This window comes from Streptomyces sp. NPDC003016, from assembly GCF_053591455.1.
Window position 1 is genome coordinate 1 of record NZ_JBSFTV010000023.1, and the last position, 25,986, is coordinate 25,986.

Annotated in this window: 25 protein-coding genes and 1 pseudogene; 11 read left to right on the plus strand and 15 right to left on the minus strand. The window is 73.4% G+C overall.

Features of this window, described 5'->3' with window-relative positions; translation table 11 throughout:
• The 3 genes from ACWDZ4_RS20725 to ACWDZ4_RS20735 all read right to left on the minus strand — a co-directional run.
• The coding region (locus ACWDZ4_RS20725; RefSeq protein ID WP_451509872.1) for an alpha/beta fold hydrolase at window positions 1-512 on the minus strand (512 nt) is incomplete at its 3' end.
• 661 nt (window positions 513-1,173) lie between these two features.
• Window positions 1,174-1,440: a DUF397 domain-containing protein gene (locus tag ACWDZ4_RS20730; RefSeq protein ID WP_451509873.1), complete on the minus strand. Its 267-nt coding sequence runs from the start codon at window positions 1,438-1,440 to the stop codon at window positions 1,174-1,176.
• A complete protein-coding gene (locus ACWDZ4_RS20735) occupies window positions 1,421-2,263 on the minus strand; it encodes a helix-turn-helix domain-containing protein (protein WP_451509874.1) in 843 nt (280 codons plus the stop codon). Before ACWDZ4_RS20735 ends, ACWDZ4_RS20730 begins: the two co-directional genes overlap by 20 nt.
• Before the next feature lie 116 nt (window positions 2,264-2,379).
• Between ACWDZ4_RS20735 and ACWDZ4_RS20740 the strand changes: the two genes are divergently transcribed.
• The 3 genes from ACWDZ4_RS20740 (at window position 2,380) to ACWDZ4_RS20750 (ending at window position 3,162) form a co-directional block, all read left to right on the plus strand.
• Window positions 2,380-2,595, plus strand: coding sequence for a hypothetical protein (locus ACWDZ4_RS20740; protein ID WP_451509875.1), 216 nt, complete (start codon window positions 2,380-2,382; stop codon window positions 2,593-2,595).
• Window positions 2,592-2,813, plus strand: a complete 222-nt coding sequence (locus ACWDZ4_RS20745) for a hypothetical protein (RefSeq protein WP_451509876.1) — start codon at window positions 2,592-2,594, stop codon at window positions 2,811-2,813. The genes ACWDZ4_RS20740 and ACWDZ4_RS20745 overlap by 4 nt, the downstream gene beginning before the upstream one ends.
• 76 nt (window positions 2,814-2,889) lie before the next feature.
• The gene (locus ACWDZ4_RS20750) at window positions 2,890-3,162 is read left to right on the plus strand and encodes a Uma2 family endonuclease (RefSeq protein WP_451509877.1); all 273 of its coding nucleotides are present in this window, start codon (window positions 2,890-2,892) and stop codon (window positions 3,160-3,162) included.
• A 255-nt stretch (window positions 3,163-3,417) separates the two neighbouring features.
• Here the strand turns inward: ACWDZ4_RS20750 and ACWDZ4_RS20755 are convergent, their stop codons facing one another.
• From ACWDZ4_RS20755 to ACWDZ4_RS20765, 3 genes are read right to left on the minus strand one after another with little or no spacing between them, the layout of a single operon-like run.
• Window positions 3,418-4,947 carry a PTS transporter subunit EIIC gene (locus ACWDZ4_RS20755; protein ID WP_451509878.1) on the minus strand — a complete coding sequence of 510 codons (1,530 nt, stop codon included), beginning with the start codon at window positions 4,945-4,947 and terminating at the stop codon, window positions 3,418-3,420.
• 56 nt (window positions 4,948-5,003) lie between these two features.
• The gene (murQ, locus tag ACWDZ4_RS20760; RefSeq protein WP_451509879.1) at window positions 5,004-5,996 is read right to left on the minus strand and encodes an N-acetylmuramic acid 6-phosphate etherase; all 993 of its coding nucleotides are present in this window, start codon (window positions 5,994-5,996) and stop codon (window positions 5,004-5,006) included.
• A gap of 41 nt (window positions 5,997-6,037) precedes the next feature.
• A complete protein-coding gene (locus tag ACWDZ4_RS20765; protein ID WP_451509880.1) occupies window positions 6,038-7,000 on the minus strand; it encodes a MurR/RpiR family transcriptional regulator in 963 nt (320 codons plus the stop codon).
• Between the two features lie 75 nt (window positions 7,001-7,075).
• Here ACWDZ4_RS20765 and ACWDZ4_RS20770 point away from each other — a divergent pair, with 75 nt between their 5' ends.
• Both ACWDZ4_RS20770 and ACWDZ4_RS20775 read left to right on the plus strand, forming a co-directional pair.
• On the plus strand, window positions 7,076-7,435 hold the full coding sequence (locus tag ACWDZ4_RS20770) for a hypothetical protein (protein WP_451509881.1): 360 nt from the start codon (window positions 7,076-7,078) through the stop codon (window positions 7,433-7,435).
• A complete protein-coding gene (locus ACWDZ4_RS20775; protein WP_451509882.1) occupies window positions 7,432-7,704 on the plus strand; it encodes a DUF4031 domain-containing protein in 273 nt (90 codons plus the stop codon). Before ACWDZ4_RS20770 ends, ACWDZ4_RS20775 begins: the two co-directional genes overlap by 4 nt.
• A 68-nt stretch (window positions 7,705-7,772) precedes the next feature.
• Here the strand turns inward: ACWDZ4_RS20775 and ACWDZ4_RS20780 are convergent, their stop codons facing one another.
• Window positions 7,773-8,999 (minus strand): Cmx/CmrA family chloramphenicol efflux MFS transporter, encoded by a 1,227-nt coding sequence (locus ACWDZ4_RS20780; RefSeq protein ID WP_451509976.1) that lies wholly within the window; start codon window positions 8,997-8,999, stop codon window positions 7,773-7,775.
• Window positions 9,000-9,120: 121 nt separating this feature from the next.
• The gene (locus tag ACWDZ4_RS20785; RefSeq protein WP_451509883.1) at window positions 9,121-9,849 is read right to left on the minus strand and encodes an HD domain-containing protein; all 729 of its coding nucleotides are present in this window, start codon (window positions 9,847-9,849) and stop codon (window positions 9,121-9,123) included.
• Between the two features lie 190 nt (window positions 9,850-10,039).
• Here ACWDZ4_RS20785 and ACWDZ4_RS20790 point away from each other — a divergent pair, with 190 nt between their 5' ends.
• Window positions 10,040-10,735, plus strand: a complete 696-nt coding sequence (locus ACWDZ4_RS20790; RefSeq protein WP_451509884.1) for a copper homeostasis protein CutC — start codon at window positions 10,040-10,042, stop codon at window positions 10,733-10,735.
• Between the two features lie 213 nt (window positions 10,736-10,948).
• Here the strand turns inward: ACWDZ4_RS20790 and ACWDZ4_RS20795 are convergent, their stop codons facing one another.
• Entirely contained in the window at window positions 10,949-12,931 is a 1,983-nt protein-coding gene (locus ACWDZ4_RS20795) for a HelD family protein (RefSeq protein ID WP_451509885.1), read from the minus strand.
• A 462-nt stretch (window positions 12,932-13,393) separates the two neighbouring features.
• On the opposite strand from ACWDZ4_RS20795, the gene ACWDZ4_RS20800 reads away from it, so the two are divergent.
• The 3 genes from ACWDZ4_RS20800 (at window position 13,394) to ACWDZ4_RS20810 (ending at window position 15,787) form a co-directional block, all read left to right on the plus strand.
• Window positions 13,394-13,591, plus strand: coding sequence for a hypothetical protein (locus ACWDZ4_RS20800; protein ID WP_451509886.1), 198 nt, complete (start codon window positions 13,394-13,396; stop codon window positions 13,589-13,591).
• Window positions 13,592-13,735: 144 nt separating this feature from the next.
• Window positions 13,736-15,058 carry a glycosyltransferase 87 family protein gene (locus ACWDZ4_RS20805; RefSeq protein WP_451509977.1) on the plus strand — a complete coding sequence of 441 codons (1,323 nt, stop codon included), beginning with the start codon at window positions 13,736-13,738 and terminating at the stop codon, window positions 15,056-15,058.
• A 108-nt stretch (window positions 15,059-15,166) separates the two neighbouring features.
• Window positions 15,167-15,787 (plus strand): flavodoxin family protein, encoded by a 621-nt coding sequence (locus ACWDZ4_RS20810; RefSeq protein WP_451509887.1) that lies wholly within the window; start codon window positions 15,167-15,169, stop codon window positions 15,785-15,787.
• Window positions 15,788-15,849: 62 nt separating this feature from the next.
• On the opposite strand, the gene ACWDZ4_RS20815 is transcribed toward ACWDZ4_RS20810, so the two are convergent.
• Window positions 15,850-17,505 (minus strand): DNA repair helicase XPB, encoded by a 1,656-nt coding sequence (locus tag ACWDZ4_RS20815; RefSeq protein ID WP_451509888.1) that lies wholly within the window; start codon window positions 17,503-17,505, stop codon window positions 15,850-15,852.
• Between the two features lie 103 nt (window positions 17,506-17,608).
• On the opposite strand from ACWDZ4_RS20815, the gene ACWDZ4_RS20820 reads away from it, so the two are divergent.
• Window positions 17,609-18,133, plus strand: coding sequence for a VanZ family protein (locus ACWDZ4_RS20820; RefSeq protein WP_451509889.1), 525 nt, complete (start codon window positions 17,609-17,611; stop codon window positions 18,131-18,133).
• A 22-nt stretch (window positions 18,134-18,155) separates the two neighbouring features.
• Here ACWDZ4_RS20820 and ACWDZ4_RS20825 read toward each other — a convergent pair whose 3' ends face one another.
• Window positions 18,156-20,705 (minus strand): helicase C-terminal domain-containing protein, encoded by a 2,550-nt coding sequence (locus ACWDZ4_RS20825; protein ID WP_451509890.1) that lies wholly within the window; start codon window positions 20,703-20,705, stop codon window positions 18,156-18,158.
• A 78-nt stretch (window positions 20,706-20,783) separates the two neighbouring features.
• Between ACWDZ4_RS20825 and ACWDZ4_RS20830 the strand changes: the two genes are divergently transcribed.
• A complete protein-coding gene (locus ACWDZ4_RS20830; RefSeq protein ID WP_451509891.1) occupies window positions 20,784-21,824 on the plus strand; it encodes a hypothetical protein in 1,041 nt (346 codons plus the stop codon).
• Window positions 21,825-21,832: 8 nt separating this feature from the next.
• On the opposite strand, the gene ACWDZ4_RS20835 is transcribed toward ACWDZ4_RS20830, so the two are convergent.
• The 4 genes and pseudogenes from ACWDZ4_RS20835 to ACWDZ4_RS20850 form a co-directional block, all read right to left on the minus strand.
• Window positions 21,833-22,816, minus strand: a complete 984-nt coding sequence (locus ACWDZ4_RS20835; protein WP_451509892.1) for an ABC transporter substrate-binding protein — start codon at window positions 22,814-22,816, stop codon at window positions 21,833-21,835.
• Window positions 22,817-23,040: 224 nt separating this feature from the next.
• Window positions 23,041-23,892, minus strand: a pseudogene (locus ACWDZ4_RS20840) (ABC transporter ATP-binding protein); the annotation flags it as partial.
• Complete coding sequence (locus ACWDZ4_RS20845) at window positions 23,853-24,917, minus strand: FecCD family ABC transporter permease (RefSeq protein WP_451509893.1); 1,065 nt, start codon at window positions 24,915-24,917, stop codon at window positions 23,853-23,855. The gene ACWDZ4_RS20845 and the pseudogene ACWDZ4_RS20840, both read right to left, overlap by 40 nt.
• The gene (locus ACWDZ4_RS20850) at window positions 24,914-25,939 is read right to left on the minus strand and encodes a FecCD family ABC transporter permease (RefSeq protein ID WP_451509894.1); all 1,026 of its coding nucleotides are present in this window, start codon (window positions 25,937-25,939) and stop codon (window positions 24,914-24,916) included. The genes ACWDZ4_RS20845 and ACWDZ4_RS20850 overlap by 4 nt, the downstream gene beginning before the upstream one ends.
• Window positions 25,940-25,986 lie beyond the last annotated feature (47 nt).

Sequence of the window (25,986 nt, forward strand, 5' to 3'; positions counted from 1 at the left end):
TTGCCGATCAGGACCGGCCAGTCCGCCGGCCGGGGCGCCAGCCGCGCGTACAGCTCGTACATCGGTGACTGCTTCATCACCTCCGCGACCGCCGGACTCATCCGGTCCATCTGCGCCGTGACCTCCGGGAACCAGCCGCCGCGCCGGGCCGGTATGGAGACCACCACCAGGCGGCGCACCAGATCCGGGTGCTGGATCGCGGTGCGCAGGGCGACCCCGGCCCCCAGCGAGTAGCCCAGCACGTCCGCCCGGTCCAGGCCGAGGTGCTTGAGCAGGGCGGCGACGTCGTCCGCCATCGACTCCATGCGCAGTGGCCGGTCGACGTCCGCCGTACGGCCGTGCCCCTGGAGGTCGGCCAGGATCACCCGCCGCCCCTCGGTCAGTCCGGGCAGCCGGGGCGCGAACAGCTCACCCGCCCCCACCCCGCCGTGCAGCAGCACCAGGGGCACACCCGGACCCGAACCGTGCTCCTCGAAGTACAGGGACAGTCCGTTGACGTCGGCGTAGCTCACAACCTCACCCTTCTCCGGACCACTTGGTCACGGGAAGGCAGACCGAAGTGGCCGGCGAAACTCATCGGCCGTTCCGAGCGAGGCCGAAGTGGCTGAGCCTGCAACGAGCCCCTGCGCTGCTCCGGCTGGCGGCCCGCCTGATCAGACGGGTGGCCGGGGACGGGATCTACCCTCTTGGCCATGGGGAACAGGGAGTGGAGAGCGCTGATAGGCGTGGTGGGCGCCAGTGCGCTGTGCTGGGGGGCAGCTGGTGCAGTGCACTTGCGGTTCGTCTACCACAGCAACGGGGGGCGCCGCGACGGGTGGAGCCTTCCCGAGGGGGGCGGGTGGTACGAGTTCGCCATGGTCGGTGGATTCGTCGTGACGATGTACTCCGTCCCTGGTCTACTGCGCCGCAAAGAGTGGTGGCCGGCCTTGAGCCTGAGTCTCGGAGCCGTTGCAGGAATTGTCTCGGTACTGACGTTGGGGGACGGGCGGCGGTACTGGGTCGCCGCCTCGGTCATGGCACTCGTCGGAGCCACGGCCCCACTGGTGAACAGGCTGTGGGGCCGCCGCCACCCCATCTGAAGGCATGTGGCAGCCCAGTTGCACGGCGGCATCCCTCACAGGCACCGTCAACCCGGCCGGCCGGCTCAGACGGTGCCTGTGAGTGGGGAACGGCTTAGTGCCGCTTGAGGTCCGCGACGAACGCGGACCAGGTGGCGGCCCGGAACACGAGCGCCGGGGCATCGGGGTTCTTGGAGTCGCGGACGGGGACGATGCCGGGGTGGCCGTCGGCTACTTCGAGGCAGTTGCCGCCCTCGCCGCCGCTGTACGAGGACTTGCGCCAGGTGGCTACCTCCAGGCAGTCGGCACCATCGGGGCCGCTGTAGCTGGACTTGTGCCAGTTCGCGGTGGAGAGGTCGTACTCAGGGCTGCTGATCTTCATGGGCGTAATCCTCCGCCGCTGATTCGAGCAGAGCCAGGGAGGCTTCCGGTGACAATGCGCTGGCCCTGAGCAAATCGTAGGTCAGTTCGTGCCGAGCGACCGTTGCCGGGTCGTCCAGCAACTGGCCTGTGCCGACGCCGTCGATGTAGGCGAGCGGGGGCGCGTCGGGGAAGTGCATCAACTTGATTCCACCGCCGATGGCGGCGATGGCACCCGCACTGAACGGGAGCACCTGCGCGATGATTCTGTGGCGCCTGATCTGCTGGCACACGTGGCCCAACGCCTCTGCCATCGTCGCTGACCCGCCTACCGGCCGTCGCAGTGTCGCCTCGTCCAAGACGGTCCACAACAGCGGCGTTGTTGGATCGTCGAGTATGCGTGCACGGTGAAGTCGTGCATCGACCAATTCGTCGATTTCCGTGTCCAGCGCCGTGGGTCGGTATGCGCGGCACAGCGCCTTCGCGTACGCCTTCGTCTGCAGCAGGCCCGGGATCAGCAGTGGAGCGTACTGCTTGATCACTGTCGCCATCGCTTCCGCTTCCACCGCTTCCGCGAAGTGGTCCGGGTACTTCGACTTCGTCGACGCCTCGCAGTTCCGCTCGAAGAAGCCGCCCGTTCCCAGGACTTCGTCTATCTTCACCGCGTACTCCGGCATCATCCGGCGCGTGCCCGCCTCCAGCTGGCCGATGAACGAGCCGCTCACGAAAAGCGGCTGGCCCAGCTCCTCCTGAGTGAGTCCGGCCTTCTCGCGGGCGTGGCGCAGTTCCGCGCCGAGCAGAGCCCGTGGGGAGGAGGACGGGTCGAGGCCCTTGGGTCGGGGCATGGCAACTCCCTGTGCGACATGCGGTGTTGTTGGACCGCTGTGACTGGTCAGGCTAGTGCGCTTTCGGCCACTCTGTGTGAGGAAAGCGAACACTCAGTGTGTGGAGGTGCCTGGTCATGGTGGTGCGATCGTCGGAGCGGCTGCGGGCTGCGGAAGAAGTGGTGGCCCAGTTGCAGGAGGGGCTGGAAGTGGTGTCGGTGACGCTGCCGTCGCTGCGGGTGGACGTGGTGTCGCTGGCGAGCGAGGCGCCGTATCCGCTGGTGGACCTGGGGCGGTGCAACCTCGACACGGCGATGCGGCTCGCCGCCGTTCTGCACGGGCTCAAGCCGTGACGGGCGGCGGGCCGCCGGAACCGGGGTCGTACGCCGTGGATGTCCGGGACGGGCGGGTGGGGAAGGTGATGGGGCAGGTGGGGACGTACGTACAGCTGCGGCCGGCGGGCGGGGGCCGGGAGTGGGACTGTCCGCCGGAGGACGTGCGGCCGGTCGCGCTCGGGGAGGTGCTGAGGGCGCGGGTACGGGAGGTCAACGCGCAAGGGCGGCTGCCGTGAGCGGTGCGGGTCGGTGCGCTCCTCACGCGGTCGTGGGACGCCGCCAGAGGCAGGCGATCCGGACAGCAACGATCCGGTGGACGCGGCGGAGGCTCTGTTGATCGTGGAGATCACGTCGAAGCGCAACGCCAAGGACGACCGGACGAAGAAGTGCCGGGCGTCCGCGCGTGCTTTGGCCCCGATGTATGTGCTGATCGACAGGTTGGACACGCGAGGCCCGAGGGTCACGCTGTTCACGGAGCCCCGGGACGGTACCTGCAAGCACTCCGGTCCCGTGCCGTTCGGTGAGACGCCGGCCTTGCCGGACCCGTTCTGCACCACGTCGCACACAGCGGCGTTTCCTCGTTGAGCAATCGTGAGCGCGGCGCCCGTCGCGGTCTTGCCGAGTCGTCCCGAGGGGCGAAGCGGGCTGATGTGCCCGGGGTCTGGCGAGAGCGACGCCCCCGTAGAAGGTCAGGCCGCCGGGCGGGCGACGAAGGCCACCTCTTCGTGGTCGTCGTCCAGGGCGATGCTGAGGGAGGCGTTCAACGCGTGGGCCAGTCGCCGCAGCAGGGTGAGTGTCGGAACGGCGTCGGCGCCCTTCGGGTGACGTCGGGCTGTGTGCTTACGGCGACCGAGGTTCCCCGCCGTGGGGCAGGCCGGCCGGGACCGGTTCCTTCGTCGGGGTGCCCGGGGTCACCGGGGGCGTCGCAGGGTCGTCCGTGGAGACGTTGAGATCGGTCAGCATCTGCCGGGTGAAGCCGAAGTAGTACGTGGCCAGGAAGCCCGCGACGTAACCGACGACCAGTCCGGCGGCGTAGACCGCGGCGATCGTGGCCAGGCCCTTGTCGCCGTCGAGGAGGGGGAACAGGGCCCAGCCGGACGGGCCGATGGCCGTCGAACCCACCGAGTCGCCGAGCTGGTTGAGCAGGCCCACGACGCCGCCGCCGAAGGCGCCGCCGACGCACGCGGTGACGAACGGGCGGCCCAGGGGGAGCGAGACGCCGTAGATCAGGGGCTCGCCCACGCCGAGGAAACCGGCCGGGAGCGCGGACTTGACGGTGCGGCGGATCGAGGTGTTGCGGGGGAGGCGCAGGTAGACCGCGGCGGCGGCGCCGACCTGGCCCGCGCCCGCCATGGCGAGGATCGGCAGGAGGACGGTGAAGCCCTGCTGCTCGATGAGGGTGGCGTGGATCGGGATCAGGGCCTGGTGCAGGCCCAGCATCACGAGGGGGAGGAACAGGCCGCCGAGGACGAAGCCGGCGGCCACGCCGCCGGTGGCCAGCAGCCAGCCGGCGAAGTCGCCGATGGCCGTGGAGATCTCACCGGCCACGAACATCAGGCCGAAGACGGTGACGAGGCCGGAGACCAGGACGGTCAGGGTGGGGGTGACCAGGACGTCCAGGGACTCCGGGACCCAGCGGCGGCACCATTTCTCGACGTACACCCCGAGGACCGCCGCGCCGAGCGCGCCGAGGACGCCTCCCTGGCCCGGGGAGAGGGATTGCCCGAACGCGTCGACGTCGGCGACGCCCGGGAAGACGATGATGGCGGCGACCGCGCCGCCCAGGATCGGCGTACCGCCGAACTCCTTCGCCGTGTTCAGGCCGACGAAGACCGCGATCAGGGCCATGAAGCCGGTCGCGATGGCGGCGAGGGCGGGGGTGATCGCGGGGAGCCGGCCCAGGTTGATCAGCAGGCCGTTGAGGCCGGCGATGATGCCGCAGCCGATCAGGGCCGGGATCAGCGGGACGAAGATGTTCGCGATCCTGCGCAGGAACAGCTTGAAGGGGGTGGCGTTCCTCGCCTTCTGCCGGGCCTTGAGCGCGGCGCCCTGTGCGGCCGGTCCGTCGGCCGCGGGGGTGGAGGTGGGGGCCGGAGTGGGGGCGGCTGCCCGTTCCTCCGCCACCAGGGCCTCGAACTCCGGGGTGACCCGGGCGACCGTGCCCGGTCCGAGCACGATCTGGTACGTGTCGTCCTCGACCACGCCCATGACGGCGGGCAGGGCCTTCAACTCCTCGTCCCGGACGAGGGCGCGGTCGCGCAGGCCCAGGCGGAGCCGGGTCATGCAGTGGGCGACGGAGGTGACGTTCCCCGCGCCTCCGACGAGCGGAAGGATCGCGGCGGCGGTGGCGCGGTTCTTGGGTTCGGTCATGGTGCGGGTGCCTTGCTGTGCGGGAGGGGGGAGGAGGTGCGGGTGGTTCAGGTGGTTCAGGTGGTACGGGCCGCCTGGAGCGCGGCGCGGAGGTGGCCCCGCGCTTCCTTGAGCAGGGCGGTGGCCGTGGGGCCGTCGACTCCTGCGAGGAGTACGAGGACGGCGTTCTTGACCTCGCCGCCGGTGGCGGCGAGCGCGGCCTCGATCTCCGCGTCCTGCGCGCCCGTCGCCAGGGCGACGATGCGGCGGGAGCGGGCGCGCAGCTTCTCGTTGGAGGCGCGGACGTCGACCATGAGGTTTCCGTACGTCTTGCCGAGCCGGATCATCGTGATGGTCGAGATCATGTTGAGGACGAGCTTCTGGGCCGTACCCGCCTTGAGGCGGGTGGAGCCGGTGAGGAGCTCGGGGCCCACGACGACCTCCAGGCCGTGCTCGGCGGCGGCCGCGAGCGGGCTGTCCGCGTTGCAGGACAGGCCGATGGTGAGGGCGCCCACGGCGCGGGCGTGCTCGACGGCGCCGATGGCGTAGGGGGTGCGGCCGGAGGCCGAGATGCCGACGACGGTGTCGTCCGGGGTGAGGGCGAGGGCGTCCAGGTCCGCCGCCGCCAGTTCCCCGGAGTCCTCCGCGCCCTCGACGGCCCTGACCATCGCGGCCGGGCCGCCCGCGATCAGGCCGACGACCTCGGACGGGTCGGTGTTGAAGGTGGGCGGGCACTCGCTCGCGTCCAGCACGCCGAGTCGTCCGGCCGTGCCGGCGCCCGCGTAGACCAGGCGGCCGCCGCGGGCCATGCGCTCGGCGGTGGCGTCGATGGCGGCGGCGATCCGGGGGAGCTGGGCGGCGACGGCCTCGGGGACGGTGCGGTCCTCGCCGTTCATGATGCGGGCGATCTCGGCCGTCGGGAGCCGGTCGATGTCGGCGAGCTCGGGGCGGAACGCCTCGGTGGTGAGGGTGGCGAGCTGGGCGCGCAGTTCGCCGTAGGTGCGGGAGTCCGTGTCCGTGGTGGAGTCCGTGTCCGTGCTGGAGTTCGCGTTCGTGCTGGTGGAGGTCATGAAGAGTGCGGCTCTTTCTGGTCTTCCCGTCGTACGGGCTGCTAACGGTGGTTGCCGCGCGGGGTGTGGCGGTGCGCGAGGGCTTCGTAGGAGGCGGCGAGGGCGGGGGCGGCCGTGTCGTACGTACGCTGGGCCACGCCTATGAACAGGCAGTCCACGACGAGGAGTTGACTCGTACGGCTGGACATGGCGGCCGGGCGCAGTTCGCTCTCGCGGGCGGTCGAGGTGGTGAGGACGTGGTCGGCGTACTGCGACACGGGCCCGTCCGGGCGGCCGGTGATCGCGACCGTCGTCGCTCCCCGGTCGAAGGCGACGCGGAGGGGTTCTATGACGTCACCGGTCGACCCCGAGTGCGTGATGGCCACGGCCACGTCGCCGGAGCGCAGCTGCACGGCGTTGGTGACGGCGAGGTGCGGGTCGGTGTGCGCGTGCGCGATGAGGCCGATGCGCAGCAGCTTCTGGGCCAGGTCCATGCCGACGAGGGAGGAGGCGCCGACGCCGTAGATGTCGATGCGGCGGGCCCCGGCGAGAGCGGTGACGGCGGCGCCGAGCTGGACGGTGTCCAGACCGGCGGCGGTGTCGGCGAGGGTCTGCTGTTCGTCGTACGCCAGCTTGGTGACGACGTCCGCGATCGGGTCGTCGACGGCGATGTCGGCGGTCACGGCGGGCGCCCGGCCCGACTGCTGCTGCGCCGCGAGCCCCGCCAGCGCGAGGCGCAGGTCGCGGTAGCCGGGGTAGCCGAGGAGGCGTGCGGTACGGACGACGGTGGCCTCGCTGGTGCCGGTGAGCTCGGCGAGACCGGTGACCGTGAGGGCGGAGCAGCCGGCCGGGTCGGCCGCGACGGCCTCGGCGACGCGCTGCATGGAGCGGGTCATGGACGGGGCGAGGGTCCGTACCTTGGCGGCCAGGGCGGCGGGGGCGGGCGGGGCGGAGCCGCTGCCGCCCTTTCCGGCGCCGGCGGCAGGGACGGCGCCGGTGAAAATTTCCTTCACTTCATTGGTCACTCTTGAAAGATATTTTCGGGCTGGTGGGCCGTCAACCCCGCGTCCGCCCTGTGCGGGGCGCGGGACAATGGCCTCATGGAACCCGTCGCGTCTCCGCTCGAACAGGCCCTGCACATCGCCCGCGCCCTGGTCATGGCCGACCTCACGGCCCGTGACGTGGCCCAGGCGGACGTCGTGTCGATGGTCGAGGACGCGGTCGCGCAACGCCGGTGGTGGGTGGAGCAGTGGCCCGAGGGCACGGCGTACGTCACGGGCCTGATAGCTCAGGACGTGCAGGACGCGCTTCTGGTGCGGTACGGCCGCTGGCCGCTCTGCCCGGTCTGTACGGACGGGGAACCGCACGCCCTGGAGGTCGAGCCGGAGCTGGGGGCCGACCCGCACTGGGTGTGCGCGAAGGCGTCCGTGATCGTGGCGCCGGTCGGCAGCCTGACATGACGGTGTACATCGACCCGCCGACCTGGCCGGGGCACGGCCGCATGTGGTCGCACCTGGTGAGCGACGTCTCGTACGAGGAACTGCACGCGTTCGCGGCCGTCGTCGGGTGCCCGGCGCGGGCGTTCGACCGCGATCACTACGACGTGCCGGACGTGCGGTACGCGGACGCGGTGGCGGCGGGGGCGGTGGAGGTCGGCTCGAAGGAGCTGGTACGTCGGCTCACCGCGGCGGGGCTGCGGCGGCCGAAGGGGCGGCCGGCGCCGGGTTAGCCGGCCGGGGCGCGTGCGGGCCGGATCTCGCGAAGCCCTCTCCGCGAAGCCCCCCTGCGCGAAGCCCCCTACGCGCCCGTGCGCTCCGACGTGTCGGGGTCCGGGGCCGCCGCCGGGGCCGGGGCCGAACCCGCGATCAGGCGTGAGCCGCCTCCGCGCTGGAGCCGCAGCGAGAACACCACCGCCACCAGGGCCAGTACCGTCATCGCCGCGCCCGCCCATGCGGTCGAGGAGAAGCCGAAGCCCGCGTCGATCACCGTGCCGCCGAGCCAGGGGCCGCCCGTGTTGCCCAGGTTGAACGCGGCCGTCGTGGTCGCGCCCGCCAGGGTGGGGGCCGCGCCGGCCACGTTGAACATCCGGGCGTTGAGGGCGGGCGCCGTGTAGAACGCCGAGAGGCCGAGCAGGAACGACAGCGCCACGGCCACCACCGCGGTCGAGGCGAAGAGGGCCAGCACGGCCAGGAAGGCCGTCGAGGCCGCGATACCACTGATCAGTACGCCGAAGAGGTGCGCGTCCGCGACCCGGCCGCCGATGGTCGTACCCACCAGCGCGCCGATCCCGAACAGCGCCAGGACCGTCGGCACCCAGCCCGCGTCGAGCCCCGCCACGTCCGTCAGCAGCGGCGCGAGGTAGCTGAAGGCGCAGAAGACGCCGCCCGCCGCGAGCGCCGTGATGGTGATCGCGAGCCAGACCTGGCCGTCGCGGTAGATCGCCAGCTCCCGCTTGAGCTGCGGCTTCTGGGCGGGCAGCGGGATGCGCGGGATCAGCGTCACGACACCCGCCAACGCGACGGCCGAGGCGGCGCCCACCGCCCAGAACGCCGACCGCCAGCCGAAGTGCTCGCCGAGGAACGCACCGGCGGGCACGCCGAGCACGTTCGCGATGCTCAGGCCGCCGATCATGACGGCCATCGCCCGCGCCCGGTAGTTCACCGGCACCATCGCGATGGCGACCGCCGCCCCCACCGCCCAGAACCCGGCGCAGGCGAAGGCGCTCACGACGCGCGAGGCGAAGAGCAGCTCGTACGTCGGGGCCAGCGCGCCGGCGACCTGCCCGAGGCCGAAGACCGTGATCAGGGTGATCAGGGTCGTACGGCGGGGGAGGCGCAGCGTCGCCACGGCCAGCAGGGGGGCGCCGATCACCATGCCGATGGCGAAGGCCGAGATCAGCAGCCCGGCCTGGGGGATGGACACGCCCATGTCGTCGGCGATCGGCGGCAGCAGCCCGGAGAGCATGAACTCGCTCGTTCCGAGGGCGAAGACCGCCATTCCGAGTATGTACACGGCCAGGGGCATGCGGGTGCGGCGATCGGCTGAGTCAGGCATGGCAGTTGAAAACACCACGGGCGGCGCTCGCATTCCCACCGGTGGTTCTGGCGTAGTTCCGGGCCGGGTGCTCCGGGCCGGGTGCTCCGGGTCAGACGGTGAGCAGGTCCAGCTCCGTCGTCAGGTTCTGCCGCGCCCGCGCCTCCCACTCGGCCCGCCCGTGCGGCGTACGGAACAGCGTGGGCAGCTCCAGGAGCTGTCGCAGTACCGCCGCGCGGCCCTCGCGGAACGTGTCGTCGGGGACGAAGCCGTACTCCTCGCGCACCGCCGCGGCGTAGGCGGCGTACGACGCCGGGGGCGCGGCCAGGATCGCCAGGTCCGCGTCGCACAGGGCCTCGCCGTTGGTGTCGCCCGGGACGGGGTCGTGGCCGGCGGTGAGCCGGACCAGGCGGGCGACTTCGGCCGTACGGGTGTCGTCGAGCCCCAGCTCGGACAGGGCGCGCTCGGCGAGTACGGCGCTGCGCTCCTCGTTCTCGGAGCGGTCGGGGCGGTAGACCGCGTCGTGGAACCAGGCGGCGAGGCGGACGGCGGCCGGGTCGTCGGCGTGGGGGGCGAGTACGTCGAGGTGGTTCAGGACCGCGACCAGGTGGTCGGTGGAGTGGTAGCGCCGCTGCGGTTCGGCCCAGCGGGCGAGGAGGTTCTCGGCGTACGGGCGGGGGTCGGCGGCCCGGCCGTCGTGGCCTCCGGCTCCGGTTCCGGCTCCGTCTCGGGTTCCGGCTCCGGCTCGGGCTCCGGCGGAGACGGTGTCCAGCCACCGGCGGATCAGGTCGTCGTACGCGGGGTGCCGGTCGTCGGCGGGGGTGGCGGCCGTGGCGTTCATGCCCCTCATTCTGCCGTCGGGTGCGCCGGTTCAGGAGGGGGCCCGGCCCGTTCCCCGCGGTGTTCCCGCAGTGTCCCTGCGGTCTCCCCGCCGTCTTCACCGGCGTGCGTTGATGCGCCGGCGGGGCGCGGGCTCTAGGGTGGACATTGGACTAGACCTGTAGTCGTTGTTTCCCGAGGAATGGGGTCCCATGAGCAACCGTGCAGTCCTGGAGGTGATCGCCCTCGACACGCAGGACGCGATCGCCGCCCAGTCCGGAGGGGCGGACCGGCTGGAGCTGGTCACCGACATGGCGGCGGACGGCCTGACCCCGTCCCGCGAGACCTTCGGACGTATCCGCGCGGCGGTGGACATCCCGCTGCGCGTGATGCTGCGGCTGACGGACGGATTCGCCGCGGGGGACGTCGCCGCGCTGGTGCGGGCGGCGCGGGGGATGCGCGCGGAGGGGGCCGAGGAGTTCGTACTGGGCTTCCTCGACGCGGACGGGAATCCCGACCTGGTCGCGGTCGAGCGGATCGTGGCGGAGATCGAGGGATGCCGGTGGACGTTCCACCGGGCGATCGACCGCGCGGCGGACCGCGACGCGCTGCGCAAGCGGCTCGCGGAGCTGCCCGGCCTGGACGCGTACCTGACCGCCGGCGCGGTGGAGGGCGTCGACGCGGGCCTGCCGGTGCTCGTGGCGGAGGCGGAGGCGGCGAGGCGCGGCGCCCCGGGGTACGAGCCGCAGATCCTGGTCGGGGGCGGCCTGCGCCTCGACCACCTGCCGGAGCTTCGGGCGGCGGGCATCGACGCCTTCCACATCGGTGGGGCGGCGCGGCCGGGGGGCTGGGCGGGGCCGGTGTCGGCGGAGGCGGTACGGACCTGGCGGGCGACGCTGGACGCGTAGGGGGGCGGGTGCGGGGCGCGGGGTTGTGGTGCCGCTGCGCGGAGCTGTTCCCCTCCCCGCCCCTTCCCGAACTGGGCTCCGCCCCAGACCCCGGTCCTCAATCGCCGGACGGGCTGGGAGTTGCCGCGCGGCACATTCAGTGCGGCCGGCTCAAGCCCGTCCGGCGATCGAGGGCACGCCCGAAGGGCGTCCGGGCCCGGGGTGGAGCCCCGGTTACCCGAGGGCCGGTGGGAGAGGGGCCCGGTGGACGATGGTGAGGCCCGACACCGCTCGGGTCAGCGCCACGTACAGCCGCCGCAGCCCCGTCCGCTCGTCCGGCTCGCCCTCCACCACCGCCGCAGGTTCGTCCAGCACCACGTAGTCGTACTCCAGACCCTTCGCCAGCGACGCCGGCACCAGCGTCAGCCGCGCCTGCGCCGTCGTCTCCTCGCCGGGGGAGAGGTACGCGTGGCCCGCAGCGGCGAGGGCCGCCGCCAGCTCCGGGACGCGCGCGTCCGCCGCGATCAGTCCCGTCGAGCCCTCGTGGCGCAGCGCCTCGGCACAGGCCGACACCACCGCCTCGGACACCACTGCCCCGGACTCCACCCGCCGCACCGACAGCGAGCCCGGACTCTCCCGCACGGACGAGACCGGCGCCAGCCCCGGCGAGATCGACGGCAGCAGCCGCGACGCGTACGCGATGACGTCGCGCGGCACCCGGAAGCCCGCCGTCAGTTCCTCGACCGCCGCGTCCGGCTTGCCCAGGTGCCGCAGCGCCTCGGCCCAGCTCGCCGTGGCCCACGGCGTCGTGCCCTGGGCCAGGTCGCCCAGTACCGTCGCCGAACCCGTCGTGCAGCGGCGGCCCACCGCGCGGTACTGCATCGGTGACAGGTCCTGCGCCTCGTCGAGTACGACATGGCCGAGCGAGTGCGTACGCGAGACCAGGTCGCCCGCCTCGTCGATGAGCACCGCGTCCGCCGCCGACCACTTCGCCGACTTCACGCTCCTCGGCGGCTTCGGCCACAGGATCGCCTTCTGCTCGTCGGCGCTCAGCAGCCCCTCGGCGTGCTCCGCCAGGAACCCCGCGTCCGACAGCAGCCGCAGGACCAGCTTCGCCGGGTCGACCGCCGGCCAGACCGCCTTGACGGCCGCCTTCACCGCCGGGGCGCGGGCCACCGTGTCCTGCACCCGGTCGTCGGGAGCCTCGCCCGCCTCCTCCATCCGTACGAGGACCGCGTGGGCGATGCGCTGCGGCAGCGCGTCGTGGGCGGCGCCGTAACGGATGTCCCGGGCCAGCAGCTCGGCCACGATCTCCTCCAGCTCGTACGCCGGGACCCGCCAGCGGCGCGAGCCGCGCACCACGACCACCGGCTCGGCGGGGACGGTGACGTGCGAGCGCAGCGCCCGCCGCAGGACCTCCGCCATCCGCGCGTCGCCCTTGATCACCGCGGCGTCCGCCCCGTCCGCGCCGCGCACCTCGGCGTGCGGCGCCACCAGGTCGTCGACCGTGGCCTGCCTGACCTCCAGCTCGCCCAGCGCGGGCAGGACCTGCTCGATGTAGTGGAGGAAGGACGTGTTCGGACCGATGACCAGCGTGCCGGTCCTGGCCAGCCGCTCGCGGTGCGCGTAGAGGAGGTACGCGACCCGGTGCAGGCCCACCGCCGTCTTTCCGGTCCCCGGCCCTCCCTGCACGCAGACGCTGCCGGACAGGCCCGACCGTACGATCTCGTCCTGTTCGGGCTGGATCGTCGCCACGATGTCCCGCATCGGGCCGACGCGCGGGCGCTCGATCTCCGCCTGGAGCAGCCTGCTGGTCCGCTCCTCGGACTCCGCCGGGTCGGAGAGGTGCTCGTCCTCGTACGCCGTGAGCTCACCGCCCGTGTAACCGAAGCGGCGGCGCAGCCCGACGTCGAGCGGGTCCTTGCGGGACGCGCGGTAGAAGGGCTGGGAGACGGGCGCGCGCCAGTCGATGACCATCGGGTCGCCGTCCGCGTCGTGGACGTGGCGCCGGCCGATGTAGAAGCGTTCCCCCTCCGCGCCCTCCGCCTGGTCCGCGCCGACCCTGTGGAGGTAGTCGAGGCGGCCGAAGAAGAGCGGGGTGTGGGAGAGGTCGGCCAGCGACTTGATGCGTTCGTCGATCTGGGCGCCGAGGACGGCGGCGTTCACCCAGTTCGCGGTGACGTCGCGGATGTCGAGGGCCTCGGCGTCCTCGCGCATGGCGCGCAGCGCGGCGCGCGAGGCGGCGAGGTGGGCACGCTCGCGGCCCAGAGGGTCGCTTTCGGGGCCGGACTCGGGACCGCTTCCGGGCCCGGACTCAGGACCGCTTTCGGACTCAGGACCCCTTTCGGGCTCGGACTCGGGCGTAGGGGCATGGCTGGGACTGGGCGCGGACACGGTGTTGCCTCCGGGGGATCACGACGTGGGCCGGCCGGTTTCCGTCCGGGCGGCGGCGCTCCACGGAGGGAGGCGGGAAGACCGGGGATTGTAGCCGCGGTGCCGCGCCGCGGGCCAATGGGTTTTCGCCCCGGTGGTGGCTCCCGGAGCCGGCTGTCGGGGTGGGGCCGGGAGGGGGGTCGGGGTGGGGTCGGGGTCGGGGTCGGTCCTCAGGAGGAGGGCGGTGGCCCGGAGTTCAGCCCGTAGACCGTTGTGCGCAGAATGTCCGGCCTTCATGCTGGAGGCATGGCTTCAGCAACCTTCACCCCAGGCCCCTCCGCCCACCGCAACCGCCCCGCCGGCGCCACCGCCACAGGTGCCGCCCCCCACCCCGGTCACCGGATCGGCGCCGTCCTGCGCGCCGTCAAGGTCTTCGTGGGCGCCGCGTTCGGCGTGGCCGTCCTCGGCGAGTACGCGCAGGAAGCGGGCGTGAAGCGCCGCTGACCACGCCGCTCCGCAAGGTCACCTGTCGATCCGCCATCCACTAGGGTCGCGGCCGTGGAACTCCGCAGCGTGACACCCCGATCACCGGACGTACCGGCCCGGACGCCCGCCGGCAGTACCGGCATCACCGGTGCCGCCGGCCTCCTGCTCGCCGTGTCGCTGGCCGCGCTGGGCGCGCTGTGCGTACTCCAGCGCATCCCCATGGTCGACGCCCTCGTCTACCGGGCGGAAGGCGCGGCGGTCGCGAACGGCACCGACCTGTACGGCTTCACCGTCACCCAGTGGCAACTGCCCGCCACCTACCCGCCGTTCGCCGCCATCCTCTTCGTGCCGACCACCTGGCTGCCGCTGGGCGCCCTCAAGATCGCCTTCGCCGCCGGCAACGCCGCGCTCCTCGCGCTCCTCGTCCACCTCTCCTGCCGGTTCGCCCGGCTCCCGGCCGCGCCCGCCCTCGTCCTCGCGGCCACCGCGGTCGGCCTGTGGCTCGAACCGGTCTTCCAGACCATCCTCTTCGGCCAGATCAACCTCGCCCTCGCCTGCCTCGTCCTGTGGGACCTGACCCGTACGGACGACGCGATCGGCAAGGGCTTCGCGCTCGGTGTCGCGGCGGGCGTCAAGCTGACACCCGCGATCTTCATCGTGTACTTGCTGCTGACGGGGCGGGTACGCGCCGGCCTCACCGCCTTCGCGTCGCTGACCGGTACGGTCCTGCTCGGCGCGCTCGTACTGCCGCACGCCAGCGTCGACTTCTGGACCCGCAGGCTCTTCGAGACCGGCCGGGTCGGCAAGGCGTGGATCGTTGACAACCAGTCGCTGCAAGGGATGCTGGCCCGCGTCCTGCACACCCCGGAGCCGGGTCCGGTATGGCTCGCGGTCGCGGCGGGCGTCGCGGTGGCGGGGCTGTGGGCCGCGCGCCGGGCGGCGGTCGTGGCGGGCCGCGAGCCGTGGGGCGTGCTGGCCGCCGCCGCGACGGGGCTGCTGATCTCGCCGATCAGCTGGTCGCACCACTGGGTGTGGTGCGTGCCGGTGCTCGCGGTGCTCGCCGCGGAAGGGCGGTGGAGGGTGGCCGGAGCGGTGGCCGTCGCCTTCACGGCGCGCACGCTGTGGCTCGTGCCGCACGACGGGGCACTGGACCTCCGGATCTCGTGGTGGCAGCAGCCGTTCGCGTCCCCGTACCCGCTGCTGGGGCTGGCGCTGCTGGCGTACGCGGCGGCGGGACCGGCGGGTACCCGGCGGACCCCTGCCCTCTCCCTCCCCCGCCCCGCCCCTGCCCGCACCCGCAGTGGAACGAGCGGCTCGGCCGCCTGGCCCCGCACACCACCGGACGGGCCGGAACCCCGCCCTCCGTCGGACGGGACCACCGGGCGGGACGAAGCCGCCCGGGCGGACCAGGTGAGTACGGCGGGCGAACAGGGCCGGCGGCGAAGCGGCCCGGCGGGCGAAGTGGCCCGGCACCTGCCGGAATAGCCTCGTGAGCAAGGGAGTTGGAAGCGGGGAACTCACCGATTTCCCCGGGCCGCGGCCGGCTTCACACCCCTTCGGCGGGCGCGTCCAGGGGCCGAGACCGGAGCAGACATGACCACCGACACACCCCGTGGCACGGACCGTTCGTTCCTCTTCGTCCTCGGCAGCTCCCGCCCCGACGGCAACACCGAGATCCTCGCGCGGGCCGCCGCCGAGCAGTTGCCCGCCGGTGTTCCGCAGCGCTGGGTGGACCTGGCCCGGCTGCCGTTGCCCGACTTCCAGGACGGCCGGCACGAGACCGACACCTGGGCCGCCGGGGAGAACGAGGAGACGCTGCGGCAGGCCACGCTGGCGGCCACCGACATCGTCATCGCCTCGCCCCTGTACTGGTACACCCTCTCCGCGCAGGCCAAGCGCTACCTCGACTACTGGTCGGGCTGGCTGGGGGACCCCGGCTCGGACTTCAAGGAGCGGATGGCCGGCCGGACCCTGTGGGGGGTGACGGTCATGGCGGACGACGACGAGGTCGTCGCCGACGGGCTGACGACCACCCTCAACCACTCGGCGGCGTACCTGCGGATGCGGTTCGGCGGGGTGCTGTTCGGCAACGGTTCCCGGCCCGGTCAGGTCCGCGACGACGAGCGGGCGGCGATCCGCGCCAAGACGTTCTTCCAGCGCGAGGCCCCGCTCGCCCGGTTCCCCCACGAGGAGGAGGCCGGGCGGCAGCGGTAGCCGCACCGGGTTCGCGGCCGGGCCCCGGGCCGGGGACCCTGGCCCGGGGCCCCGAGGCCGCGTTACGACGTGGTGCCGTCCTCCGCCATCAGTTCGTCCGCGTCCACGATCCGGTACGCGTAGCCCTGTTCCGCCAGGAACCGCTGGCGGTGCGCCGCGAAGTCCTGGTCGATCGTGTCGCGCGCGACCACCGAGTAGAAGTGGGCCTGGTGGCCGTCAGCCTTCGGCCGCAGGACCCGGCCCAGGCGCTGCGCCTCCTCCTGACGGGACCCGAACGTGCCCGACACCTGGATGGCGACCGTCGCCTCCGGCAGGTCGATCGAGAAGTTCGCGACCTTCGACACGACGAGCACGCTGATCTCGCCCTGCCGGAACGCGTCGAAGAGCTTCTCGCGCTGCGCGTTCGGCGTCTCGCCCTTGATGACCGGTGCGTCCAGGTGCTCGCCCAGCTCGTCGAGCTGGTCGATGTACTGGCCGATGACGAGGATCTGCTGGCCGGCGAACTTCCGTACCAGCGCCTCCGTCACCTTCCGCTTGGTCGCGGTCGTCGCGCAGAAACGGTACTTCTCCTCCGGCTCCGCCGTCGCGTACGCGAGCCGCTCGCTGTCGGTGAGGTTGACCCGTACCTCGACGCAGTCGGCGGGCGCGATGTAGCCCTGTGCCTCGATCTCCTTCCACGGAGCGTCGAAACGCTTGGGGCCGATGAGGGAGAAGACGTCCGACTCGCGGCCGTCCTCCCGCACGAGCGTCGCCGTCAGGCCCAGGCGCCGCCGCGCCTGGAGGTCGGCCGTGAACTTGAAGACGGGCGCGGGCAGCAGGTGCACCTCGTCGTACACGATCAGGCCCCAGTCGCGGGAGTCGAAGAGCTCCAGGTGCGGGTAGATGCCCTTCCGCTTCGTCGTCAGGACCTGGTACGTCGCGATGGTGACCGGGCGGATCTCCTTGCGCGTACCGCTGTACTCGCCGATCTCCTCCTCGGTCAGCGACGTCCGCTTCACCAGCTCGTGCTTCCACTGGCGGGCCGAGACGGTGTTCGTGACCAGGATCAGGGTCGTCGCCCTGGCCTGCGCCATCGCACCCGCGCCGACCAGCGTCTTGCCCGCGCCGCAGGGCAGGACCACGACGCCCGAGCCGCCGTGCCAGAAGCCCTCGACGGCCTGCTTCTGGTACGGGCGCAGCGCCCAGCCGTCCTCCGCGAGGTCGATCGCGTGGGCCTCACCGTCGACGTAACCCGCGAGGTCCTCGGCCGGCCAGCCCAGCTTGAGCAGCGTCTGCTTGATCTGGCCCCGCTCGGAGGGATGCACGGCGACCGTGTCCGCGTCGATCCGGGCGCCGACCAGCGGCTGGACCTTCTTGGAGCGGAGGATCTCCTCCAGCACCGGGCGGTCGGTGGTCGTCAGGACGAGGCCGTGCACGGGGTGCTTGGAGAGGGTCAGGCGGCCGTAGCGGTCCATCGTCTCGGCGACGTCGACGAGCAGCGCGTGCGGGACCGGGTAGCGGGAGAACTCGACGAGCGCGTCCACGACCTGCTCGGCGTCGTGCCCGGCGGCCCGCGCGTTCCACAGGCCGAGCGGCGTCACCCGGTAGGTGTGGATGTGCTCGGGGGCGCGCTCCAGCTCGGCGAAGGGCGCGATGGCCCGGCGGCAGGCGTCGGCGCGCTCGTGGTCGACTTCCAGGAGCAGGGTTTTGTCGCTCTGGACGATGAGGGGTCCGTTCACGCGGGTTTCGGCCCTTTCTGCGGCAGGTCGGCCCGTACGGCCAAACGTCCAGTGTGCCGTACCGCGTGCGATACGGGACGGGACCGCGGGTAGACGGACGTCCATGACAGCTGAAGCGGAACTTCGTGTCCCCTGGTGGCGGACGGTCCTGCGGGCCCTCGCGGTGGTTGCGGCCTTTGTTGGACTCGTCCTGTTCTCGGCCGTACTGGCACGGCTGACGCTCGTTCCCTCGCACGCCTCGGAGGACCTGGTCACCACCAACCTGACGCCCGGCGCCTCGCTGCGGCAGTACGCCGAGGACTACACCTTCCTCGCCGCGTGCAAGCAGATAGGCGGCAACCTGCTGCTGGGCATGCCCTTCGGGCTGCTGCTGCCGGTGCTCGTGCCGCGCTCGCTGCGGCTGCTGCGCGTGGTGGTTCTCACGGTGGTGGTGATGGTGCTGGTGGAGCTGGCGCAGGGCGCGATGGTCACGGGCCGGGCGTTCGACGTGGACGACGTGATCCTCAACACGACGGGCGCGCTGATCGGCTACTTCCTCCTCGGCCGCCGGATCGGCCGCGCGGTGCACACGCGGCGCGCGCCGCGCGGGGCGGAGGACGCGGGGGACACGGTGCCTTCCGGCAAGTGACCGTGCGAGGACCGGTACCCGCCTACGGGCTGTCCGCCAGTTCCGCCACGCCCGTGATCCGGTGCAGGGGGTACGTGCGGACCTCGTCCGCCGTGTGGTCGTACGCCGTCACGAAACCGCCCTCCACCCGCACCGGCGCGATCACGCGCTGACTCGCCGCGCCGTCCGCGTTGACGTATCCGATCCACACCGCGGAGCCGGTGAGGGCGGCGGCCTGGACCGTGGCGAGCGTCTCCGCGGACGTGGTGCGCGGCAGCCCGCCGGGGGCCGTCGTCCCGGTTCCCGACGCGGCCGTCGCCGGGGTCTCCTTGCGTACCGCCGTGGACGCCATGTCCCCGGCCCGGATCGCCCGCAGCGCGGCGCCCAGCAGCGTGTCGTCCGGGGTCGGCGGTCCCTCGGGGACGGGCGCGGGGGCGGTGCGCGGCGGGGTGCGGTAGGAGTGGGTCCGGGTGATCAGTACGTCTCCGGCCACCGACTCGGCGGCCGGCGCGAAGCCCATCGTGCGCAACCCTTCGAGCAGCGCCGCCGGGTCGGCCTGCGCCGCCAGCACCGTGGGCGCGAGGCGCCGCAGGCCCAGCGGCTGCGACCGCTTGTCGGCGAGGATCTCGCCGAGCATCGCGTCGTCGTCGCAGCGCACGTAGGCGCAGGCGGCGCCGACCCGCAGGTGCCCGTGCTTCCTGGCCACGTCGTCGATGAGGTAGCTGAGCGGCTGCGGCACGGGCGTACGGCTGTGCTCGGCCAGGAAGGCGTGCAGATCGGACGCGGCCCGCCCGGCGTCCAGCGCGCGGCGTACGGACGCGGGCGTGAAGCGGTACACGGTCGCCCCGCCCTTCGACTCCACGTCGGCGAGTACGTCGAGGGTGTCCGCGAGCGGCCGTCGCAGCGGCCCCGGGGCGACCGCGGTGAGATCCGCCTGGAGGAGTACGTGGTCCAGGGGCTCCGGGATGAGCGGCGCGAGCAGCTCGGCGGCGCGCGCGGCGGCCGCGGCGTCCTCGGCGCCGGTGGAGGGGGTGGAAGTGGCAGAGGCGGTGGCCAGCAGTGCGCGGCCGTGGGAGGAGAGCGCGCCGCGTCCGGTGACGCCCAGGAGCTCCGCCTCGGTGAGGGTCCACAGCGCGATACGGGACCGCAGGTCGCCCGGGGTGCCCGTGGAGGGCCCCGCACCCCCGGCGCCGGCACCCGCCCCCCGCAGCGGCCGTTCCCAGCGCAGCCGGGCCAGTACCTGCTCGGGGGCCGGCACGGCGCCCTCGGGGAGCGCGGCGAGGAGACCGAGGACGCGGCGGCGCACCTCGGGGGCCGCCGAGCGGTCCAGGTCGGGGCCGAGCGCCGCCAGCACGCGGCCCTTCGTGTCCTGGCTGCCGACCAGGCCGGCCGTGCGGGTGGCGTGCAGCCAGGCGGTGGCGAGGCGGGTCCACCGGTCCTGCGGCGGGAGGCCGAGCCAGTCGTCGTACGCGGGCGTGGCGGCGTACCGCTCGGCGGCCTCGCCGTCGGACGCCAGCAGCCCGGCCGCGTAGGCGAGTTCGATCCAGAAGGCGGCCGTGGGCTCGGGCACGTCGAGCGCGGCGGCCGTCCGCTTCAGGTCGCGCACGCTCAGGCCGCCGGAGCGCAGGACGGCCGGGCCGCCCCCGTTCCAGCCCTTGAGCAGTTCCTCGACGGTGGACAGTGCCGTGTACGCCTGGCCGGCGGCCGTACCGTCCACGACCCGCGAGCTGTGTTCGGCCAGGGGCACGACGGCGGGCGGCACCGGCTCCGGCACCCGGTGCGCGCGCCCGGCGCGCAGATGCAGCGCGGCCTCGCGCGGCAGCACGACCGTACGCAGGCTCGTCGGCAGCAGCAGCCCCCGGTCGCGCAGCCACCGCACGGGCGGCGCGGGGTCGGAGGTCACCTCGCCGTACGGCGGCCCCCACACCAGCCGCTCCAGCACCATCAGCGCCTCGGGCGGGGCCGTGTCGAGCAGCGCGGACATGCGGGTGCGGTCGTTGAAGAGCGCCGCCAGGGCCGCCACCGCCGACACCGGGTCGTGGGTGGGCGGCAGTCCGGCCGCCGCGAGGGTCTCCTGCCAGCGGCCCGGCGACATCCCGGCGGTCGCCTCGGCGACGGTCGGGCCCAGGCCGGTGGGGGACGGGTGCGCGGGGGAGGGGGCGAGCAGCTCGCGCGCCGTACGCACCAGGCGCAGCCGGTCGTCGGCGCCCCAGAGCAGCGCCTGGTCGCGCAGCGTGGCGACGGCCCCGGGCAGCGCCGCCTCGACCTCGGGGTCGCCCTCGTCGCCGGTCATCAGCGCGCGCAGCGCCTCGTACGGAGCCGGGTCGGGGGCCACCGCCAGGGCCTCCGCGGCCTGGAGGGTGAACCGGTCGAGCCGCTCCAGCGCCCGTACGACGGAGGCGCGGGTGCCCGCCCGGGTGGCGAGCTGCGACACATCGCTGGGCACCGGCGAGAGCAGGTCGGGCCGGGCGCGCAACAGCACGGCCAGCGACGCGTCGTCGCGGGTGCGCAGGGCTTCCGCGAGCGTGCGCGGTGGCGTTGCGCCTGATCCTTCGGACACGTGCGCCTCCTGGTTGCGCTCGCCGGTCCCCATCCGCCCCACGGTAGCCGGTGTGGCGCTACGGTCGGTGCAGGCAGTTGGAGGTTGGAGGGCGAGGGGACGGAACGGCGCGTGGGGATCGAGAGCGATCAGCTCGTCTACGACTATCTGAGCCGGGTCGGCGACCTGGCGCAGCAGCACAAGCTGCCCGCGGCGACGCGGATGCGGCTGGTGGCCACGTTGCGCGACGAAATCGACCGCCGGCGCTCCGGGTTCGGTACGCCGGACTCTCCTGCGGCGGTACGGCGCATCCTGGACCGGATCGGGCCCCCGGCCGATCTGGTGGCGGCGGCGTCGGGCGGCGCGATGCCGGAGCCGGGGCCCGCGGCGCGGCAGGCCGTACTGCCGGAGCAGCGCGACAAGTCGGTGGAGGGCGGCGGGCGCGGCGGACGCGGCCGGTGGGTTCCGCGGCCCCGCGGCCGGGACCACGAGCGGGCGGACGCGGTGGGCGCGGTGGACGGGCCCGTCGCTTCGCCGCCCCACCTCGCGGGGTCGGACGAACTCGGCCCGCAGGGCAGCGAACCCGACTGGTGGCGCGTCGAACCGGGGCCGCTCGGCATGGGTGCCACCGTGCCGGGATTCGTCGGCGGCGTGGAGATTCCCGAAATACTCAAGCCTCCGCCGACCGAGGGCGAGGGCGAGGGCGAGGGCGAGGGCGGTGGCGGAGCGGGCGTCGAGGCGGAAGTTCCTCCGGGCCGCCGCCGGTTGCGGCTCCGGCTCCGGCCTCGGCGTCGTACGGCCGGGCAGGACGAGGCGGCGGTGGCAGCGGCTGTGGTGCGCCGGCCCGCCCATGTCCTGCTCCTGCTCGCCGCCGCGCTGCTCGTCGCCGGCGCCGCCCTCGGCAACTGGCTCGCGCTGGGCGGCGGCTGGCTCCTCGCGTACGCCTCGCACCGCCTCAGCCGCGCCGAGGCGAAAGGGGTGGTGCTGGGCCTGCCCGGACTGGTCGTGGCGGGCGCGGCCGTGTGGCTGTGGGGGAGGACCGAGGGGCGGTGGGGCGAGCCGCTCGCGCGGGACGCGCTGGGCGAGGCGGTCTCGGGCATGTGGCCCGGGGTCGTACGGACGGCGGCCGTCGCCTCCGCGCTCTACCTGGTGTGGCGGGCGCGGAGGCGGTAGGCGCGCCCTTACTCCTTCGTGAGGTGGGCCTGCATCTCGTCGAGGATCTTGTGGGCGGCGGTGTAGCCGATCCCCTGGATCCACAGCTCGTCGTCCACGCCGAAGACCTTGTCCGCCCTGGCGGCGGGCATGTTCTTCCACAGGCCGCTGTTCAGGGTCTGCGTCTGCTTGGCCTTCTTCGGATCGCCGTACGTCGAGTGGAAGACGACGTCGGCGTCCTCGCCCGCGAGGTCGACCTTCTCGGGGCTGACGTCGTACGAGAAGCCGTCCTTCGCCTTGTCGGTGATGGCCGGGCGGCCGAGGCCGACGTCGGCCAGGACGGTCGCGATGTAGTTCTGCTTGCCGTAGATGCGGATGTCCGCGCCCTCGATGAAGCGCACCACGTTGACATCGGTCTTCGCGGCCCTGCCCTTGCCGCCGATCGCGTCGGTGACCTTCGCGGCGTGCGCGGTGTAGTCGGCGACCACCTGCTCCGCTTCGGCCTTCTTGCCGAGCGCCTCGGCGTGGACCTGGAAGTTCTCCTTCCAGGGGTAACCGGTGTTCTCCGTCATCACGGTCGGCGCGAGCGCCTTGAGCTCGTCGTACAGGGCGCCGTGCCGGATCTTGCTGGTGAGGATCAGGTCCGGTTCGAGGGCGGCGACGGCCTCCAGGTTGGGGGCCGTCATCTCGCCGACGTCCTTGATGCCCGCGACCTCGTCCTTGGGCAGGTAGCTCAGGAAGCCGGGCCCGGCGGTGGTGTGCGTCGCGCCGACCGGCTTCACGCCGAGGGTGATCACGGAGTCCAGCTCGGCGGTGTCCAGGACGACGACGCGCTTCGGGTCGTCCGGGACCCGCACGTCGCCCATGGCGGTCTTGACGGTGTGCGTTTCGCCTTCGGCGGAGGACGGTGCCTTGTCGGTGCCCGCGTCGGGGGATCCGCAGGCGGAGAGCGCGAGGACGGCGGCGACGGCGGTGACGGCGAGGGAGCCGCGGCGGCGAGGGGTTCCGGTCATGTGAAGGGGCGCCTTTCAGGTTGTCCGGGGGTGTCGGCGGGGTCGCGGGGCGGGGCGGTGCCTTCGGCGCCGGTGCCCCCGGAGGCGGGGGCTTCGGGGTCGGTGCCGCGCCGGGGCGTCTCCTCGGGCGCCGAACGTCCGGGTACGGCGTGCGCTTCGGGGCGGTTGCGTTCGACGCCCTGCGGGGAGCGCCCCGACGCGCCCCCTCCCGCCACCGCGGCATGCGGCGCGGCGGGTGCCGGGCTCCACGGCGGACCCGGGACCACCAGGGGGGAGCCCGTCACCGGGTCCGGGATCACGACCGAGGCCAGGCCGAAGACCTCGCGTACGAGGTCCGTGGTGACGATGTCGCTCGGGTGGCCCTCGGCTACGATGCGGCCTTCCTTCATGGCGATCAGGTGATCGGCGTACCGGGCCGCCTGGTTGAGGTCGTGCAGGACGGCGACGACGGTCCGGCCCCGGTCGCCCCCGGGAGTCGGCGCTGCGAGCCGGCGGACGAGGTCGAGCACCTCCACCTGGTGGGAGATGTCGAGGTACGTCGTGGGCTCGTCCAGGAGGAGGAGGTCCGTCTCCTGCGCCAGGGCCATCGCGATCCACACGCGCTGGCGCTGTCCGCCGGAGAGCGCGTCCACGGGGCGGTCGGCGAGTGCGGTGACGTCCGTGCGCGCCATGGCGTCCGTCACCGCGCGTTCGTCCTCGCCGGACCACTGCTGCCACCAGCGCTGGTGCGGCTGGCGGCCGCGCGCGACGAGGTCGGCGACGGTGATGGCCTCGGGGGCGACGGGGGTCTGGGGCAGCAGGCCGATCGACTGGGCGATCTTCCTGGTCGGGATTCTCGCGAGTTCGGCGCCGTCCAGCAGCACCGCGCCGGTCCTGGGCTTGAGCAGCCGGCCGAGCGCGCGCAGGGTGGTGGACTTCCCGCAGGCGTTCGGGCCGATGATGACGGTCACCCGGCCGTCGGGCACGGCCAGGTCGAGCCCGTGCACGACCGTACGGTCCTCGTAGGCGAGCGTCAGCTCGCGCGCGGTGAGCCTGCTCACGCCTTGCCTCCCGTGCGGCCCCTGACGATCAGCCAGATCAGGTACGGGGCGCCGACGGCCGCTGTCAGCACGCCCACCGGCAGTTCGGTGGGCGAGAGGAGCCGGCGGGCCGACAGATCCGCCAGTACGACGATCAGCGCGCCCAGCAGGGCCGAGCAGAGGAGCGGGATCTGCGCGGTGCGGGTCAGGCGGCGGGCGATCTGCGGAGCGAGCAGCGCCACGAAGTCGACGGGGCCGGATGTTCCGGTGGCCACGGAGGCGAGTACGACTCCGGTGAGGACCAGGCCCGGGCGGACGCGCCCCAGCCGTACGCCCAGCGCGGTCGCGGTGTCGTCGTCCATCGACACCGCGCGCTGGGCGCGGGCGGCCCAGAGGACGGCGGGGAGCAGCGCGAGGAGCACCCAGCCCAGGGGGGCGGCCTCGTCCCAGCCGCGGCCGTTGAGGGAGCCGGTCATCCAGATCTGCGCCTGCTGGGCGACGAGGTGGTCGCCCTTGGTGAGGAAGAGGTGCGTGAGGGAGCGCAGGGCGATCGCGAAACCGATGCCGATCAGCACGAAGCGGGTGGCGTGCAGTCCGCCGCGCCAGGCGAAGGCGTGGACGAGGGCGGCGGCGAGGATTCCGCCGGCCACGGAGAGGTAGGGGAGTACGGCGTAGGAGGTGATCCCGAAGGTCATCGCCCCGACGGTGAGCGCGCTCGCGCCCTGGCTGACGCCGATGATGTCGGGGCTCGCGAGCGGGTTGCGCGCGACGGTCTGGATCAGTGCGCCGGCCACGCCGAACGCCGCCCCGACGAGCACCCCGGCGGTCATGCGCGGCAGGCGGAGGGTTCCTACGACGAGTTCGTCCGGCGAGGGCCGGCCGAAGAGGACCTTCAGCACTTCGGCGGGCGGGACGTTGCTCTCGCCGACGCAGAGGTACGCGACACACGCCCCGGCGAGCAGGAGCGCGAGCGCGCCGGCGACGGCGGCGGCCCGCCGGTGCAGCAGGAACCGTCCTTGTCCGACGCGCACGAGTGCGTGTCCGGCGGGCCGTATCCCGGCAGCCGCGCTGTTCGTGGTCACGCCGGCACCGCCTTCCGCCGTACCAGGGCGACCAGGAACGGCACGCCGATCAGCGCGGTCGTCACGCCCGCCGGGACCTCGCTCGGCGGGAAGACCACACGGCCCACCACGTCGGACACCAGCAGCATGACCGGGCCGATCAGCGCCGCCATCGGCAGGACCCACCGGTGGTCGCCGCCCACGATCGCCCGCGCGATGTGCGGGACCGCGAGGCCCACGAAGGCGATCGGGCCGGCCGCGGCGACGCCCGCGCCGGTCAGGACCGTCGCGCCGACGCCGCCCACGATCCGTACGGCCGCGACGTTCCGGCCGAGTCCCCTCGCCACGTCCTCGCCCAGTGCCAGGGCGTCGAGCCCGCGCGCGACGGAGAGGACGAGGACCCCACCGAGCAGCAGGAACGGCCAGATCTGGCCCACCACCTCCGCGTCGCGGCCGGCCACCGACCCGACCTGCCAGAAGCGGAACTCGTCGAGCGCGGCCGCCTGTGTCGTCAGGACCGCCATCGTGACGGAGGCGAGCAGCGCGTTGATCGCGGCGCCGCCGAGCGCGAGCTTCACCGGGGTCGCGCCGCCGCGTCCGCTCGCCGCGATGGCGTACACCGCGACCGAGGCGAGGGCGGCGCCCGCGAAGGCGAACCACACGTATCCGGACAGCGAGTGGATGCCGGCGAAGGCGATCGCGAGGACCACGCCCACGGACGCGCCCTGGCTGATGCCCAGGATGCCGGGGTCGGCGATCGGGTTGCGGGTGATGCCCTGGAGGACGGTCCCCGCGAGCGCCAGCGCGACGCCGACCATCAGGCCGATGACCGTGCGCGGCAGCCTCATGGTCCGTACGATCTCGGCGGCGTCGCCGGGGCCGCCGTTGAGCAGGACGTCGAAGACGGTGGACGGGGCGAGGGAGCGCGCCCCGACCGCGAGGCTCAGCAGGGCGGAGACCAGCAGGGCCACGACAGCCGCGGCCGTCCAGCCGACGCGGCGGGCCACCGGGGCGCGCCCGGGACGGCCGGTGGCGGCTCGCATCTGGTCCCCTCCGCGTCCGAAGGTTGGTAAGGGGTGGCTAAGTGTAA

Coding starts and splice junctions, on each gene's coding strand:
- ACWDZ4_RS20775 (WP_451509882.1), top strand. CDS start 7,432: ATGACGGTGTACATCGACCCGCCGACCTGGCCGGGGCACGGCCGCATG.
- ACWDZ4_RS20800 (WP_451509886.1), top strand. CDS start 13,394: ATGGCTTCAGCAACCTTCACCCCAGGCCCCTCCGCCCACCGCAACCGC.
- ACWDZ4_RS20835 (WP_451509892.1), bottom strand. CDS start 22,816: ATGACCGGAACCCCTCGCCGCCGCGGCTCCCTCGCCGTCACCGCCGTC.
- ACWDZ4_RS20785 (WP_451509883.1), bottom strand. CDS start 9,849: ATGAACGCCACGGCCGCCACCCCCGCCGACGACCGGCACCCCGCGTAC.
- ACWDZ4_RS20730 (WP_451509873.1), bottom strand. CDS start 1,440: ATGAAGATCAGCAGCCCTGAGTACGACCTCTCCACCGCGAACTGGCAC.
- ACWDZ4_RS20790 (WP_451509884.1), top strand. CDS start 10,040: ATGAGCAACCGTGCAGTCCTGGAGGTGATCGCCCTCGACACGCAGGAC.
- ACWDZ4_RS20770 (WP_451509881.1), top strand. CDS start 7,076: ATGGAACCCGTCGCGTCTCCGCTCGAACAGGCCCTGCACATCGCCCGC.
- ACWDZ4_RS20820 (WP_451509889.1), top strand. CDS start 17,609: ATGACAGCTGAAGCGGAACTTCGTGTCCCCTGGTGGCGGACGGTCCTG.
- ACWDZ4_RS20850 (WP_451509894.1), bottom strand. CDS start 25,939: ATGCGAGCCGCCACCGGCCGTCCCGGGCGCGCCCCGGTGGCCCGCCGC.
- ACWDZ4_RS20825 (WP_451509890.1), bottom strand. CDS start 20,705: ATGGGGACCGGCGAGCGCAACCAGGAGGCGCACGTGTCCGAAGGATCA.
- murQ (WP_451509879.1), bottom strand. CDS start 5,996: ATGACCTCCACCAGCACGAACGCGAACTCCAGCACGGACACGGACTCC.
- ACWDZ4_RS20780 (WP_451509976.1), bottom strand. CDS start 8,999: ATGCCCCTGGCCGTGTACATACTCGGAATGGCGGTCTTCGCCCTCGGA.
- ACWDZ4_RS20740 (WP_451509875.1), top strand. CDS start 2,380: ATGGTGGTGCGATCGTCGGAGCGGCTGCGGGCTGCGGAAGAAGTGGTG.
- ACWDZ4_RS20755 (WP_451509878.1), bottom strand. CDS start 4,947: ATGACCGAACCCAAGAACCGCGCCACCGCCGCCGCGATCCTTCCGCTC.
- ACWDZ4_RS20795 (WP_451509885.1), bottom strand. CDS start 12,931: ATGCGCGAGGACGCCGAGGCCCTCGACATCCGCGACGTCACCGCGAAC.
- ACWDZ4_RS20735 (WP_451509874.1), bottom strand. CDS start 2,263: ATGCCCCGACCCAAGGGCCTCGACCCGTCCTCCTCCCCACGGGCTCTG.
- ACWDZ4_RS20810 (WP_451509887.1), top strand. CDS start 15,167: ATGACCACCGACACACCCCGTGGCACGGACCGTTCGTTCCTCTTCGTC.